16 protein-coding genes are annotated in these 15,365 nt (G+C 35.6%); all 16 read left to right on the forward strand.

Annotated elements, in window-relative coordinates; genetic code table 11:
• Positions 1–1,022: Asp-tRNA(Asn)/Glu-tRNA(Gln) amidotransferase subunit GatB (gatB, locus tag QZ055_RS04055; RefSeq protein ID WP_295824814.1), on the forward strand; the 1,022-nt coding region annotated here is incomplete at its 5' end.
• A 167-nt stretch (positions 1,023–1,189) separates the two neighbouring features.
• Positions 1,190–1,606 (forward strand): DUF4229 domain-containing protein, encoded by a 417-nt coding sequence (locus QZ055_RS04060; RefSeq protein ID WP_295824816.1) that lies wholly within the window; start codon positions 1,190–1,192, stop codon positions 1,604–1,606.
• A gap of 63 nt (positions 1,607–1,669) precedes the next feature.
• Positions 1,670–3,508 carry a B12-binding domain-containing radical SAM protein gene (locus QZ055_RS04065; protein ID WP_295824817.1) on the forward strand — a complete coding sequence of 613 codons (1,839 nt, stop codon included), beginning with the start codon at positions 1,670–1,672 and terminating at the stop codon, positions 3,506–3,508.
• Positions 3,509–3,541: 33 nt separating this feature from the next.
• Complete coding sequence (locus QZ055_RS04070) at positions 3,542–4,507, forward strand: TIGR01212 family radical SAM protein (protein ID WP_295824821.1); 966 nt, start codon at positions 3,542–3,544, stop codon at positions 4,505–4,507.
• Between the two features lie 8 nt (positions 4,508–4,515).
• Positions 4,516–5,529, forward strand: coding sequence for a PhoH family protein (locus QZ055_RS04075; protein ID WP_295824823.1), 1,014 nt, complete (start codon positions 4,516–4,518; stop codon positions 5,527–5,529).
• Between the two features lie 2 nt (positions 5,530–5,531).
• Entirely contained in the window at positions 5,532–6,008 is a 477-nt protein-coding gene (gene ybeY / locus QZ055_RS04080; protein WP_105093830.1) for an rRNA maturation RNase YbeY, read from the forward strand.
• On the forward strand, positions 6,001–6,900 hold the full coding sequence (gene era / locus QZ055_RS04085; protein ID WP_195185797.1) for a GTPase Era: 900 nt from the start codon (positions 6,001–6,003) through the stop codon (positions 6,898–6,900). The genes ybeY and era overlap by 8 nt, the downstream gene beginning before the upstream one ends.
• Positions 6,901–6,954: 54 nt before the next feature.
• Positions 6,955–8,286 (forward strand): hemolysin family protein, encoded by a 1,332-nt coding sequence (locus QZ055_RS04090; RefSeq protein ID WP_295824836.1) that lies wholly within the window; start codon positions 6,955–6,957, stop codon positions 8,284–8,286.
• On the forward strand, positions 8,273–8,977 hold the full coding sequence (locus tag QZ055_RS04095) for a DNA repair protein RecO (RefSeq protein WP_295824825.1): 705 nt from the start codon (positions 8,273–8,275) through the stop codon (positions 8,975–8,977). The genes QZ055_RS04090 and QZ055_RS04095 overlap by 14 nt, the downstream gene beginning before the upstream one ends.
• A 64-nt stretch (positions 8,978–9,041) precedes the next feature.
• A complete protein-coding gene (locus QZ055_RS04100; RefSeq protein ID WP_295824827.1) occupies positions 9,042–9,563 on the forward strand; it encodes a hypothetical protein in 522 nt (173 codons plus the stop codon).
• 96 nt (positions 9,564–9,659) lie between these two features.
• Positions 9,660–10,463, forward strand: a complete 804-nt coding sequence (locus QZ055_RS04105) for a DUF3100 domain-containing protein (RefSeq protein WP_119208065.1) — start codon at positions 9,660–9,662, stop codon at positions 10,461–10,463.
• Positions 10,456–10,917 carry a hypothetical protein gene (locus QZ055_RS04110; RefSeq protein ID WP_129823060.1) on the forward strand — a complete coding sequence of 154 codons (462 nt, stop codon included), beginning with the start codon at positions 10,456–10,458 and terminating at the stop codon, positions 10,915–10,917. The genes QZ055_RS04105 and QZ055_RS04110 overlap by 8 nt, the downstream gene beginning before the upstream one ends.
• A gap of 132 nt (positions 10,918–11,049) precedes the next feature.
• The gene (locus tag QZ055_RS04115) at positions 11,050–12,369 is read left to right on the forward strand and encodes an amidohydrolase (protein ID WP_295824829.1); all 1,320 of its coding nucleotides are present in this window, start codon (positions 11,050–11,052) and stop codon (positions 12,367–12,369) included.
• A gap of 130 nt (positions 12,370–12,499) precedes the next feature.
• A complete protein-coding gene (locus QZ055_RS04120) occupies positions 12,500–12,850 on the forward strand; it encodes a hypothetical protein (RefSeq protein ID WP_156718934.1) in 351 nt (116 codons plus the stop codon).
• Between the two features lie 997 nt (positions 12,851–13,847).
• Positions 13,848–14,300, forward strand: coding sequence for a hypothetical protein (locus tag QZ055_RS04125; protein ID WP_295824832.1), 453 nt, complete (start codon positions 13,848–13,850; stop codon positions 14,298–14,300).
• A 557-nt stretch (positions 14,301–14,857) separates the two neighbouring features.
• Positions 14,858–15,223 carry a hypothetical protein gene (locus QZ055_RS04130; protein WP_295824834.1) on the forward strand — a complete coding sequence of 122 codons (366 nt, stop codon included), beginning with the start codon at positions 14,858–14,860 and terminating at the stop codon, positions 15,221–15,223.
• Positions 15,224–15,365: the final 142 nt, after the last annotated feature.

Consider the following 15,365-nt stretch of genomic DNA (forward strand, 5'->3'; position numbering starts at 1 on the left):
AATCTTCTAATGTTGACTATAACCGTACTGGTGTACCTCTTCTTGAAATCGTATCCGAACCAGATATTCGTTCCGGCGCAGAAGCGAGAGCCTATGTTGAAAAACTACGTTCTATCTTGCAATACTTAGAAGTATCTGACGGTCGTATGGAAGAAGGTTCCTTACGTGGTGACTGTAACGTATCCGTACGTTTGCGCGGTACTAAAGAGTTTGGTACACGTACAGAAACTAAGAATGTTAACTCCTTAACAGCTATTCAAAAGGTTGTTGAATATGAAGCCTTGCGTCAAGCTAAGTTGATCGAAGCTGGCGGTAAAGTAGATCAAGAAACACGTACTTGGGATGATGCTCAAGGCATTACGATTGGTATGCGTAAGAAAGATGAAGAAAACGATTACCGTTACTTCCCTGAACCAGACTTGGTACCAATTGTAATTACGGACGAAAAAATTGAAGAAGTACGCCGTGCGTTACCTGAATTGCAAGATGCTAAGATTGAACGCTTTGTATCTGAATATGGTTTGTCTCGTGAAGACGCAACAATCCTTACTGTATCTCGTAAAACTGCAGATTTCTTAGATGCTACTGTAAAAGCAGGTGCAGATGCTAAGACTGTGGCTAACTGGATGCTTGGTGACTTGTCCAAGATGATTAATGAAAGTGGTTTAACATTTGCTGAATCTAAAGTAAGCCCAGAAAACTTGGCTGGTATGATTGCCCTTATCGATAAAGGTACAATCTCCGGTAAAATTGCGAAAAAAGTTATCGTATCCATGTGGGAATCCGGCAAGGATGCTGATACTATCGTAAAAGAAGAAGGTCTTGTGCAAATCACAGATACTGGTGCTATTGAAGAAATCGTTAAGCAAGTTATTGCTAATAATCCACAACCAGTGGCAGATTTCAAAGGTGGCAATGGTAAGGCTATTGGTTTCTTAGTAGGTCAAGTTATGAAAGAATCTAAAGGCCGTGCTAACCCAGGTATGGTAAATCAATTGCTTCAAAAATACTTGAAAGACTAATTTGCCCGTTTGCCTATAGTCATATAAGCAATACAAACAAAAATATCCCCTATAGATATATGAATTTATATCTATAGGGGATATTTATTTGCATTTTTATCAGAGAAATATGGTATAATAAGTTGTATAAAATTAATTATTCTTTTGGTCATATAAAGGACTTAACGATGTCTGATCAACACAATATAAATAACAATCAAAATACATATACAAATAATGAACGTAGTGATAGCTTTGGTAGTAATGCTCACTTCGGAGAGCCAAATACACGGGTATTATCTGATGATGAACGCCGTGACTTTGATGGTGTAACCATTGAAGAGGTAGGAGACTCTGTTCATGTGGACTCTACACCTAGTAATATGAATGAAGAGTATCAACGCGGTGAAGAGTATAATCAATATGGCCCTCATGTTAAGGTGTATAGCTTTAATAGTACAAGCTGGCTTAGTCGCATCATTTTGATTATCATATTAGCTGTTGTTTTAGCAGCTGTTGTATTCTTCGGTGGCATTATCCTCTCTGTAGTAGGGGTTGTCATTTTAGTGGGTGCTATTGTTTCCTTTATCTTTGGCCTCTTTTAATGGTATAATATATATATTATGACTAGACGGTGGCTGAGCCATTCGATGATTTAAAGGGGACCTATGAACGTAGTTTTATCCACATTAAACTCAAAATTTATACATTCCTCCCTTGCTTTGCGGTATCTCAAAGCCTACGGGCAGGCTCACGGACAGGCATACGATATAGTAGAATATACTATTAATATGCCTGTTTTACATATTCTCAGTGATATTACAGAGCGCAATATAGATGTATTGGGCTTTGCTTGCTATATCTGGAACATTGAAATGACCTTACATGTGGTAGACATGGTGAAAGCAGTTCGACCAGATATTAAAATTATCTTAGGCGGTCCGGAGGTATCTTTCACTGCCGATGAAATTCTAAATCGCTGCTATGCTGTAGACTATGTTGTACAAGGTGAAGGGGAAGAAGCTTTCTACCAACTTATTAGTGCATTACAAAATGGTAAGGATGGATTAGAAGAAGAAATCCCTGGTGTACGGGGACGCCATACTTCGGGTCAACTTATGGGATCCGCTGAGGCCGTAGAGGTTAAAGATCTTAGCACAATTCCATTCCCATATGTAGAAGAGGATATGATTGATTTAGAACATAAAATTATCTACTATGAGTCCTCTCGTGGATGTCCGTTCTCTTGTCAGTATTGTTTATCTGGTAATAAGAATACAGTACGGTTCTTCCCACAAGACAGAACATTAAAAGAGTTACAATGGTTTATTGATCACAAGGTGAAACAGGTTAAATTTGTAGATAGAACATTTAACTGTGCACCACATCATCATCGTCCGCTGATGGAATTTATGCGTGATGCTGATACAGAGACTAATTTCCATCTAGAAATGGAACCAGAGCTCATGACAGAGTGGGAAACCAATATTCTTTGTGAAACACCACCAGGGCGTATTCAAATAGAAGTAGGCGTACAAAGTACACATAAGAAAACTTTAGATGCTATTAATCGATATAATGATTGGCCGTATATTCAAAAGGCAATTAGACCTATTATTGAAGCAGGTAGAACTCATGTTCATATGGATTTAATTGTAGGCTTACCTTACGAAAATAAAGCACGATTTGGATTATCCTTCAACGATTTATTTAGCTTACAACCTCATGCGCTGCAAATAGGTTTTTTGAAACTTTTAAAAGGCTCTGGTGTACGCCGCATGGAGGAATACCAATACATTAGTGATCCTTTAGCACCTTACGAGGTTTTAAGTACCCATGTATTGCCATATAAAGACGTTCGTTTCTTGAAGCACTTTGAAGATGTATTTGAACGCTTCTATAATAGTGAGCGTTTTAGAACTGTCTTTGGTTATATTGGTAGTAAGCTTATTAAGGAACATACTGATACATCCATAACTGGTGAAGATACAGTAATAAATCATGTACCGACTATGAAAAAGTATGATTCTACCAATGTGGAGCCTAAAAAAGACGCTTTTTCTTATTTTTGTGAAATGACACAAGCTTGGCTCGATGCTGACAATCACAAGGTTAACTTGAAAGATATCGACCAAATCGAGTTCTTATATAATTTCTTTTTGTCTAAAGGCGACAAAGTAGCAGCTGAATTATTACAGTACGATACACTTGTTAGCTATCGAGGTAAGGTTCGAAGTGAAGCCGTAGGTTTGCCTAAGCAGACAAAGGAACTTTTACAAGAAGGGGAAGCATTCTGGCGCAACGAAGAGATTGCAGCCCAGTATATTCCAAACTATACATTTAAAGAGTGGCGTAAGATTCGCCAACAATATGTGGAAATGCCTATGTCTAAAGATACGGCACATGTATTGGGCATAGATAATGTACCTAGTACACCATTTACAGTTGTAATTGACGTTAATAAAGAGGTTAAACCATTTATACGTCCTGACATAGAGGCTTGTTAACAAGCGATGATTGGTTAGTTAAATAGGAGTGTTATGACCGATACAACGAGACCAAAACGATACCGTATGGTATCTAAATATTATAAAGAAACCTATGGGGAGAAGGTTTATAAATTGCCTGTTGCCTTACCGCTAACGTGTCCAAATCGAGATGGTTCAGCAGGTGTAGGAGGATGTACCTTCTGCGGGGAAATCGGTGCAGGTTATGAAAATCGTCCTGCTTGGATGACAGTGCGCATGCAATTAGAGGAAAACATTGCTCACATTGGCCCTAAGTACAAGGCGAAAAAATTTATACCCTATTATCAAAACTTTAGTAATACCTATTTGGGACTTGATGACTTTAAAAGCTATATGGAGCAAGGCTGTATTGATGAAGCTGTAGGCATTGCTATTGCTACAAGACCAGATTGCATTGCCGATGAATACTTAGACATATTAGCTGACATTAGAGAGCGCTTTCATAAGGATATTTATATTGAATTAGGATTGCAAACGGTCAATTATGATACCCTTGAGAAGATTAATCGTGGCCATGATTTAGCACAGTTTATTGATGCTGTATTGCGCATTAAGAGATATGGATTTAATGTGACAACCCATATGATTGTTAATTTACCTTGGGATACCATGAAAGACACCATCGAAGGGGCCCGTATTTTGTCAGCCCTTGGCGTAGATCAAGTTAAATTACATGCCTTATATATCGTTAAAAATACATTGATGGCCAAGTGGTACCAAGAAGGTCAGTTCAGCTTAATTAGTGCCGAAGAATATGCTGATCGGGTTGTGAATTTTGTACGCCACTTGCATCCTGACATTGTATTACAACGCCTTGTCGGGAGAGCACCTGAAGATAATACGTTATTTACGAACTGGTCCATGGGGTGGTGGCGCGTTCAAGATTTAATTGATGATAAATTAGACGAACTAGATGCTCATCAAGGTGATTTATGTGATTATTTAAACGGCAAAGCCGTTCGTAAGTTTATAGATTAGGAGGTTATATGAGCGAACAAGTTTTTACATTTCCTACATATGACCTAGCACAATCCATACTAGGTCAACATAATCGATATCTACATATGATGCTTGAAGTCATCTCTGCAGATGTAGTGGCACGTGGGGATACTGTTGTTATTAAGGGCGATGAAAAACAAGTAGAGGACTTGTATCGCACGCTAGAAGAACTAGTATTCCTATACCGTGAAGGCAGTACCATCACTGAGTCTCAAGTTCGTATTGCAGCCAAACTCGTTGCTAATGGCAAGGCTGATGCAGTACATACTATGTTTGAAGATACCTTATCCGTTAATATGCGGGGTAAAAATATTACGCCTAAAACAGAAGGTCAAAAATACTATGTAGATAGCATTCGTAAAAATACCATTACCTTTGGCATTGGCCCTGCTGGTACAGGTAAAACATTCCTAGCCGTAGCTTTAGCTGCATTCTACTTGAAAAACCGCAATGTAGATAAAATTATTTTGACTCGTCCTGCTGTAGAGGCTGGTGAACGATTAGGCTTCTTACCTGGTGAATTACAAGATAAGGTAGATCCATATTTGAGACCTCTTTATGATGCATTACATGAAATGTTTGGCATTGAGCAAGTACAACGTTTTATGGAACGTGGTACTATCGAGGTAGCACCACTAGCATATATGCGTGGTCGTACCTTAGAAAATGCATTCGTTATTCTAGATGAAGCTCAAAATACGACGGCCGAACAGATGAAAATGTTCTTAACCCGTTTAGGTAACAACTCTAAAATGGTAGTTAACGGTGATAAGACACAAATTGACTTGCTACCACGTGTTGTGTCTGGTCTCGGCGAGGCTGAAAAGGTATTGCGTCATGTGCCTGGTATTAATATGGTTTACTTTAGCGATCAAGACGTTGTTCGTCACGATTTAGTAGGTCGCATTGTAAAAGCTTACGATGCATATCATGAACGTAAGTTAGCTGGTGAGACTGCAGAATCTAACGCAGTATCCAAAGAGAATGTAGCGAAAGGATAAGCATGTATATAAATATTAGCTATGATGAAGGAATTCAAGAGGATTCGAATATTGAGGCCGTTATCCGTAAAGTTTGTGATGAAGTAAGTCGCGTATATGGCCTTGAAGAAGATGAAATGAGTATTTTACTTTGCGATAATGCTAAAATTCACGAGCTTAATAAGGAGTATCGCGGCATTGATAGACCAACTGATGTACTGTCTTTTGCCCTAAATGAAGGGGATGATTACGAAGGTAGTGAAGAGGAACATCACTTACTAGGGGATATGATTATTTCCTTAGAGCGTACTCGTGAACAAGCTATTGAATATGGACATAGCTTTGAACGAGAATTAGCATATTTAACGACTCACAGCTGCTTACATATTTTAGGCTATGACCATATGAATGATGAAGATAAAAAAGAGATGCGTACTGAAGAGGAATTTATCTTAGGTAACCTCGGTTATGTGCGGGAGGATGCACCATACAATGAATAAGAACGAACATTTTAAATCTGGCTTTGTTGCCGTTGTAGGACGCCCTAATGTTGGTAAATCTACATTAATTAATGCCCTTATTGGTGACAAAATCGCTATCGTATCTGATAAGGCTCAAACAACGCGTAACCGCATTATCTGTGTATATACAGATGAAGCAAAACAAATCGTTTTCATGGATACGCCAGGTGTACATAAGCCAAAACATAAATTAGGTGAATTTATGGTAGACGCTGCCATTGAGTCCTTAAAAGAAACAGAAGCTGTTTTATTTGTAGTAGCAGGTAATGAAAAGCGCGGCCCTGGGGACAACTTCATTATTGAACAATTGAAACGTGTAAAGGTTCCTGTATTCTTAGTAGTTAACAAGATTGATACTCTAAAAAAAGAAGAGCTTTTAGAAGCTATTGTTTCTTATCAAGATGCATATCCATTTGCAGGGGTCATTCCTATTTCTGCTAAAGATAAAGAGAACTTAACTGAAGTTCTTAAGGTATTAGAGGAAACATTACCTGAAGGTCCGCAATACTTCCCAGAAGATATGATTACGGATCAACCAGAACGCCTTATCATTTCCGATATCGTACGCGAAAAAATCTTACTCTCTACTCGTGATGAAATTCCTCATGCTATTGCCGTAGACGTAGATGAAATGAAAACACGTGATGATGGCACAACCTATATTCGTGCTACTATCTACTGTGAACGAGATTCCCAAAAGGGCATCATCATCGGTAAAAAAGGGGCCTTGTTAAAACAACTAGGTGCTGAAGCGCGTGCAGATATTCAAAAACTATTGGCTACAAAGGTGTACTTAGACCTTTGGGTTAAGGTTAAAAAGGATTGGCGTAATAAATCTGGCATGTTATCTGAACTTGGTTATAGAAAATAAATTTTGTTATAATAAAAACTAACTTGTTTTCTCAATTGTATGAAAGGAATTAAGATGGATAGTGTAGATGGCCTGTTGCCCATAGGGTTTGGTCTTGTATGTATATTTTTAATTAACTTTTTTGTGGTTGCAAAGTTCTCCTTTGCTCGTCTTCGTAAAGAGCATGTTGAGGATATGGATATCCTCTTGGAAAAGGATCGAGAGTTTTTATTAAAGCTCTATCAAAACCCTGAGTATTTCTTAAATACGACGCAGTTTTTGATTTTATTCTTTATCTTAGCCCTTGCAGGTACTGGTACCTATGTATTTGACAATATCGTAGATCAACTTGTGGCGGTATTTAATCTACATAGCACATGGATGCATTTTGTACTAGATATACTTTTACTGCTATTTATTAGCTTAATTGTTCTTATCTTTGGTGAAATTGTACCTAAAGCATTAGGCTTATCCTTCCCAACAAAGTACGTAAATACCTATTGCCGTATCGTAGTAGCTGCTGGTCGTTTGGTGTACCCATTCATCTGGATTGCTAGCAAAATCTCCACAGTTATTTTGGGCTTTTACAAAACAAAATATTTAACAGAGCTAGACCTTGTATACTCTGAAGAAGAAATTCGTATGATGATTTCTCGAAGCCATGAAGAAGGTCAACTAGACCAAGTGGAATCTGAGTTGATCGACAATGTATTTAACTTTGTAGACCGTAGAGCTAAAGAGGTTATGGTACCACGTCAAGATGTGGACTGTATTTTCGTTGAAGACGGCTATGATGAAGCGATGAAATTTATTCGTTCTAAAGCACATACCCGTTACCCTCTATGTGTAGAAGATAAGGATCATATCATCGGTCTTGTTCATATTAAGGACCTCATGGAACGTCCTAATCAAGCGCGTAAAGATTTGCGTAATGTAAAACGAGATATTTTAACTGTGCCAGAAGTAATGAAATTATCTACATTACTACAATACATGAGAACTCGCCGTATTTATCAAGCTGTTGTTGTAGATGAGTACGGTGGTATGGTTGGTCTCGTAGGGCTTGAAGATATTATTGAAGAGCTCGTTGGTGATATACAAGATGAACATGAACCACATTTACCAGCTAAAATCGCTTATGCAGATGGGTCCTTCGAGTTTGATGGTAAGGTCCTCGTAGATGAAGTAGAAGAAATGATGGACGTTGAAATCGACGATTCCGATTCTGATACAATCGGTGGCTATGTATTTGGTCTCTTAGAACGGACGCCAATCGTTGGTGATACGGTCGATGCATTGGGATATACCTTTGAAGTAACACAAATGCAAGGGTATCGCGTATCCCGTATTAAAGTAACACCTTTACCGGTAGAGGAAACAACGGAAGAAGAACATGAAGAAGCTTAATGGTGGTTTTAATACACCTGCCATCGTCATTAGTCGAAAAAAATATAAGCTATACTCCGTATTTACTTTTATCACACCTAGCTTGGGGCTCATTCGTGCATCCATACCGCATAAGCGTATGATGACCATGCGTAACAGTTCCTATTTACGTCCCTTTAGTGCCATGTATATTACAGTGGTACCTGATGGTGAATATGTAAATGTAACGCAAATCGATGGTTCCTATGTGGTAGAATCGTTAGATGTGAATTTAGATAATATTGCTTACGCTGCAGTCGCGAGTGAGCTCATCCAAGAACTATTTGCTATGTATGATGTAGATCGCAAGGTATTTGATACCGTTGTAAACTATTCCAAGCAAATTCGTCGTCGTAATGTACAACTGGGAACGATAATGCTTGGGTGGCAATTGTTGTCCTTAGCGGGGGTTGTGCCAAGTGCTAATGCTTTTTCTCATCAAGATGGCATTGAGCCATTCTGGTTGCAGGTGCGAGAAACCACGAATCTCAGTATATCTCGTTCCGTGAAAGCTGGATTACCTCAAATTCTCGGTTATCAGTGGGGCGAAGACACGCCTATAGAACTTCCAAAAACAATTTGGAAGGAACTTGAAAAGCTATTATTTGCATACTGTGAGCAAGAAATAGGTAAACCATTACAAAGCGTTAAGTTTTTAAATTCCATAATTTAATGATAGTAAAAGGCAGTTTGAGAAATCAAACTGCCTTTTGTTGAAATATATTATGAGGTACTATATGGATACAATATTCTCTTCGTTGCCTATCGAAAAAATAAATGAAGAAAAAACTTTAGATTTACAAGAAATCCAACAGATATATAATTTTCTTTTAACTAATGACTATTATGTATCTGCTGATTATGGGGTAATAAATAAGTTATTTCAAACGATGGTTTTAAATAATAGTTGGGATCCCAAAATGGCACTCAGATACTTTGACTATTTATGTTTTCTAAGTTGGGAATATGAAGCCATCATTGTTAGAGATCTTCTATTAGATAATCATATTAGTTTAGCTGGGGAATTTTGTTTAGAAACAGAATTAGTAAAAGATGGACTAAGTTATTTTAGAGATGATGCTATTTGGAGAGGGAAGGATTATGATAGTGACACTATTCCAGCATCTATGTCTGAATGGGCCATTTATTATGATGAACAAGATCAAAGGTTTCATAAAGTAAAACCATCAATGATAGAAAATATTATTATTAAGGAAATTAGCGCTAAACTAGGCCTTTATATTATTGGAAAAAAATAATTCTAATAGACAAATGTACATCTGTAGTTGACACCTTTAATAACATTTATTTATAATATAACAATGTTATATTATATGTTTTTATAGGAGGTCATTATGCAGCTTTTGGGAAATCTCAAAATACATTTTCTAGCGCTCGTACTAACCGTAGTCGCTGAATTTATAGGCATAAAAAAACTAGGTCCTGTTGTATTATTGCCATTATTGTACACATTGATTCTAGGTTTATTAATTTCTATTCCTAAATTTAAAATTCTTACTATTAAACAGATGGAAAAATCTGCCGATTATATCGGTATTGCCGTTATGATCTTGATGGTAAAAGTAGGTTTAGGTATCGGTCCAAATCTTGGTATTCTTACAAGTGCAGGATGGGCATTGTTATTACAAGAGCTTGGCCATTTCTTTGGTACGATTGTATTTGGTTTACCTGTAGCTTTGTTAGTAGGTATGCGTCGTGAAGCAGTAGGTGCTTGTTACTCTGTAGACCGTGAGCCAAACGTAGCGATTATTATCGACAAATTCGGCTTTAGCTCTCCAGAGGGCCGTGGTGTTATGGGCATGTACATCTGTGGCGTTCTTATCGGTGCTATGTGGTCCTCCGTATTGGCTGGTATGTTGGCACAATCTGGTTGGTTCCATCCATTGGCATTGGCTATGGGCGCTGGCGTAGGTAGTGCTAGTATGATGGCTGCCGCTACAGCTCCAATCATTGCAGTATATCCAGATTATGAACAACAAATTATGGCGCTTGCTGGGGCTGCAAACTTGTTGACTACCGTTCTAGGCGTATACTTTGGTCTATTTGTTTCTTTACCTGTTATGGAAAAAACATACAATTTCTTTACAGGTCGTACCCGTGAACAGGATTTAGCAGAGGAGGCAGCAAATCATGAGTAAAAGCGAAAAATTAACACAATTTGTCATCGTTATTTGTATTGCTGCTATCATCACTGCAGTAGGTAATGTAATGGATGGTAAACATCTATTTAGCGATAGCTTAGTTGGCGTAGCTATCTTAGCAGTTCTTGCTACGATTGGTGCTTTAATCTCTAACTTGCCATATGCTAATAAATTACCTATGGTATTCTGGGTTTCCTTAGTCGGTGTTGTTGCATCCTTACCAGGTATGCCTGGTCAAGAATGGATTATAGCTAAAACTAGTCAGGTTACATTCCTTGCTACTACAACACCAGTACTTGCTTATGCAGGTTTATCCTTAGGAAAAGACCTTGGTGCATTCCGTCGCTTATCTTGGCGCATTATTCCTGTTGCACTAGCTGTAACAGCAGGTACTTTCATCTGTGCAACAGCATTAGCCCAATTAGTACTTCATTTAGAAGGTTTAATTTAATACTAAATCATAATGTAAGATGTCTAAATTATGTTAAGATATAATTATAGATTTATATTTCAAAAGATATCTATACATTAGGATTCCATGATCGACCGTATTTTATACGGTCGATTTTATAAAGGAGATATTATGAGCCGTATGACAAAGGAAGAAGTTAAAGAACGTGTTTGTAAAGCTATTGTTGATGCACAACCGCGTTTACGAGAATTAGCAGAATATATTATGGCTGAACCTGAGCTGGGTTTTAAAGAGGTAAAAACCTCTAAAAAGGTTCAAGCTATGTTTGATGAACTTGGCATTTCTTATACTACAAGTCATGCACTGACAGGTGTAAAAGGTAGAATGAAAGGCCGAGATAGTAAATATACGGTTGCCATGGTGGGGGAATTAGATGCCATTCTCTGTCCCCGCCATCCTCGTGCCGATGATTTAACAGGGGCTGCTCATTGCTGTGGTCATAATGTACAAATTACCAATATGTTTGCCGTAGCTATAGGTCTACAAGCAGTGATGGACGAATTAGCAGGCGATGTTGTACTATTTGCTGTCCCTGCAGAGGAAATGATTGAAATTGATTACCGCAATAAATTACGTGAGCAAGGTAAGCTTAAGTATATGGGGGGCAAGCAACAGCTTATCTATGAAGGTGCTTTTGACGATATCGATATGGCTATGCAAATGCATGTGGAGACTGCCAAAACTCCAGCTGGTGAAATGGGTCTAGGTAGTACCTCCAATGGTTTTGTATCTAAACTGATTGAATATCACGGCAAGGTAGCTCATGCCGCTCAAGCACCTCATGAAGGTATCAATGCTCTTAATGCTGCTTTAATGGGCGTTATGGGGGTTAACTCCATTCGTGAAACTTTCAAAGAAAGCGATTATTTCAGATTCCATCCAATCATTAACCAAGGTGGTACATTGGTTAACTGTGTACCTGACTATGTTCAAGTTGAAAGCTATGTGCGTGCCTCTAATATTCAAGCTATTGTAGATGGTAATCATCGTGTTAACAGAGCATTAAAAGCTGGTGGCGATGCAGTAGGGGCTACATGTGTTATCAATGACCTACCAGGCTATTTACCGATGCGTAATGATGAACGTATGAATGCTCTATTACGAGAAAATTCAAATCCTATTTTTGGTGAAGCCAATGTATACCAAGGTCCACATATTACAGCTAGTACAGACATGGGGGACGTATCTCACTTGATGCCTGTTATCCATCCATGGGTTGGTTGCATTAGTGGTGTATTACACAGTGCAGAATATGAAATCTCTGTACCTGACGTAGCGTACATTAAAACAGCACAAGCCTTGGCTATGACCATCGTAGACTTACTATATGATGATGCAGCAGGTGCTAAAGACGTATTAGATAACTTTACACCAGCATTAAACAAACAAAGCTATATTGAACTCTTAGACCGCATTGCTAAGGGTGAATAAAATAAACCACCTATCGAAGATGAATTGATTATCTTTGATAGGTGGTTTACAATTTATTTATATAACTATAATGATTTATTTAAGTCTATTTCTTATATACTAAAATATTAGTATATTTTTATAGGAGATTATGAACGAGAATCTTGCTTTACTACTAGCTATCTTATATCTAATCTATAGATTTAAGACATATAAAAAAACAAATAAAATAATAGAAGACAGAATAGAAAATGTTCACAAGCCCTACTTTAAACGTGTACGAGATGTTTTAGGTTGTTCTGAAGAAGAAGCAGAGAAGGTTGGATTAGCATTAGATAAATATTTAGTACCCTTAGAAAGTAAATTCTATAAAATTGATGATAGTACTTATTCATTTGTTGATGCAGGCGGCCTTAAAGGAACATTTTCAATAGATCAAAACTATAACTTATTGACATTAGTTTATAACGATGTTGATTTACTAGCTTTACATCAGATTTAAATATCTATAAGTAAAGAAGGCTTATATGATAAAAGAAATAACATTGTATGTAGTAAAGATAGTATTATTAAATTTATTTTTTTTAGGTGAAAATTAAAATGGTTACTATAAAAAAAATATTTTTCTATGCATTTGCATTATTTTCATTGACTTCAATTATATATGGCATGGCGTATGATTATATGAACGGTGCTGAAATTCACTATGATTTTTTTTGTGCTGGATTTGTTAGTTGGTTAATATTCTTTGGTATATTGAAAGCAATTTTAAATATATAAATAGTATTAATTCAAAATTTGAGGTTTGGTTAAATGATATAGCTAGTATTTAATTTGATCTTTTTGATTCTATTATTCTCTATTATGGGAAAAATAATATATGACTATATTAAAGGCCATAATATAGAATATAAATCTTATAGCCTTACTTTTGTATGCTGGCTTGTTATTTTTGCTTTATTAAAATTAGTTTTTGAGCTGTAAGCCTTGAAAAAAATATTTCAACAGGTGAAGAAGTAAAAATGAGGTGTAATAGAATCAATGAAATTAATATATTATTTTGCTACTATATCCTTGTTTTTAGCATTTGCCTATAGTGTAACTCAATATATCCGAAGATCCAATAAGGACATAAATGAAAAATATAGACTGATTAGTTTGGGTATATTTTTATTTGTGCTTTTTACAGATTTAAAGTTCTTAGATACCTTAAATAAAGAATTTAAGTACCTAATTGAGTTTTTATTGTTATCATTTAGTACATACATGTTTTCACTAATTTTTAAAAATAGTGATAATAAATGGACTTATTATTTATTTTCTCTATTTACTATATTGTTATTTTTAATGGCTATTTTATTCTCAATCTAACTTTATATTAATCAAACATGGGTTATTAGTGTATTTATATATTGTGTATATTAAAAATATAATAAGATTGATTGTATGATGAGGACATTAGTATGACTTTTATAATTAAAGAAATTGGATAATCATATATGAATGTAAAAATTGTTAAGTTATTAAATTTAATAAGGTTTAGAATAATTGGAACAATTTTTTTAGCAATTACTATAACAGGTAATGCTATTGAGGCGACTGCACCGAATGTAGACTATAGGTTTATTATCCCTATATTAGTTATGGGTGGCGTGTTATTAACACCATTAATTCGTGGACGTCGTATTGTTAAGCGTATATATAGAAGAGGGATAAATCAGTATAATTCGAGATTAATTGTATGTATATTATTTATTTTAGGGTTTCACAATAAATTAGTTGGTATACCTATAGCGAAAAAGAGTATTTATGGTTGGTTATTTTTGGGATTTTGGGTTGTAGGTTCTATTATTACTTTTGTATGGATGTATTCAAATAATGTTCCTATATGGATATTATGCATTTCTATGATTATAGCTATTTATAAAATACTAAAGTCATTATATAGTTAGGATTTTGTCAATTTATTTGAATAGAACATTCTATATTTTAATATGATTTAACATGACTGTTATTTTATAAAAGAGTTATTTAAAGCTAGTTAGGAGATAAGTCTGCTAAATGATAAATAAGTTTGATTATACTTTTGGAGTAGTATTATTTATTTTGGTTTGGGATCTTCGTGCGTATTATAAAAATGTATTACAACGGAATTTAACTCGTAAGCAGCAAGAATGGGTAAATAATATGCGATACCTACATTTATATAAATTTACAAATTTAGTAAGTATAGTGGCTGGAATTGTTTTTTTAATATTCTATATGTTCTTTAATTTTGGATATGCTTATTTTTATCTATTAGGTGCAGTCCTAGTAATTCATTTTTTAAAGATTTCATTAGAAATATCCAGAAAAAGGAATCTAGTACATATAAAGATGGACGTAATGAAAATTATATATACATAGTTGGAATCATTTTTATCTTATGGATAATATTTCATTAATTTAATAATGCTATTAAATTAAACTTTTATTCTATGGTTGTAATATCTCCTTAGAAAGCAGACGAATGGAAAAACAAATAGCAGCTATATTTTCTCTCTTAAGTTTTAACTATCTTATAATTAAATATTGGGGTACATGGAAAGTAACTCTTTTAGCATTAATTGGAAACTATTTCTTTATATGTATTTTAATAAAATCATATTTTGGTTTACCTGAATTTATTGAGGACTTCAATGTAATTTTTGTATTCATAATATGTGTTTTCGGTGCTTATAATTTATGGCGAAAAAGTAAAGCAGGAACACTAACTGAGTATGAAAAAAGAGGATGGTTTTTGATGCGTATTTTCTCATCATTATTTATCTTAGCTGTATTAGTATTCGCTTTAATATTTATATTTATGGAGTATATTTATGGGATATATATCTAGAACTTGATTTATTGCTTTTAATAACTTTTGGTCAAACAATTATATCTTCTGAAAGATTGACATTCGTCCCCCTATATTGCTACAATGTTGTGTATAATATATGCGATGAAGCAGAGTAGTAAACCTCTCTAGCGAGTGAGGA

The organism is uncultured Veillonella sp., assembly GCF_905209685.1.
Classification (GTDB): Bacteria; Bacillota; Negativicutes; order Veillonellales; family Veillonellaceae; genus Veillonella.

Coding starts and splice junctions, on each gene's coding strand:
- QZ055_RS04060 (WP_295824816.1), top strand. CDS start 1,190: ATGTCTGATCAACACAATATAAATAACAATCAAAATACATATACAAAT.
- QZ055_RS04065 (WP_295824817.1), top strand. CDS start 1,670: ATGAACGTAGTTTTATCCACATTAAACTCAAAATTTATACATTCCTCC.
- QZ055_RS04070 (WP_295824821.1), top strand. CDS start 3,542: ATGACCGATACAACGAGACCAAAACGATACCGTATGGTATCTAAATAT.
- QZ055_RS04075 (WP_295824823.1), top strand. CDS start 4,516: ATGAGCGAACAAGTTTTTACATTTCCTACATATGACCTAGCACAATCC.
- ybeY (WP_105093830.1), top strand. CDS start 5,532: ATGTATATAAATATTAGCTATGATGAAGGAATTCAAGAGGATTCGAAT.
- era (WP_195185797.1), top strand. CDS start 6,001: ATGAATAAGAACGAACATTTTAAATCTGGCTTTGTTGCCGTTGTAGGA.
- QZ055_RS04090 (WP_295824836.1), top strand. CDS start 6,955: ATGGATAGTGTAGATGGCCTGTTGCCCATAGGGTTTGGTCTTGTATGT.
- QZ055_RS04095 (WP_295824825.1), top strand. CDS start 8,273: ATGAAGAAGCTTAATGGTGGTTTTAATACACCTGCCATCGTCATTAGT.
- QZ055_RS04100 (WP_295824827.1), top strand. CDS start 9,042: ATGGATACAATATTCTCTTCGTTGCCTATCGAAAAAATAAATGAAGAA.
- QZ055_RS04105 (WP_119208065.1), top strand. CDS start 9,660: ATGCAGCTTTTGGGAAATCTCAAAATACATTTTCTAGCGCTCGTACTA.
- QZ055_RS04110 (WP_129823060.1), top strand. CDS start 10,456: ATGAGTAAAAGCGAAAAATTAACACAATTTGTCATCGTTATTTGTATT.
- QZ055_RS04115 (WP_295824829.1), top strand. CDS start 11,050: ATGAGCCGTATGACAAAGGAAGAAGTTAAAGAACGTGTTTGTAAAGCT.
- QZ055_RS04120 (WP_156718934.1), top strand. CDS start 12,500: ATGAACGAGAATCTTGCTTTACTACTAGCTATCTTATATCTAATCTAT.
- QZ055_RS04125 (WP_295824832.1), top strand. CDS start 13,848: ATGAATGTAAAAATTGTTAAGTTATTAAATTTAATAAGGTTTAGAATA.
- QZ055_RS04130 (WP_295824834.1), top strand. CDS start 14,858: ATGGAAAAACAAATAGCAGCTATATTTTCTCTCTTAAGTTTTAACTAT.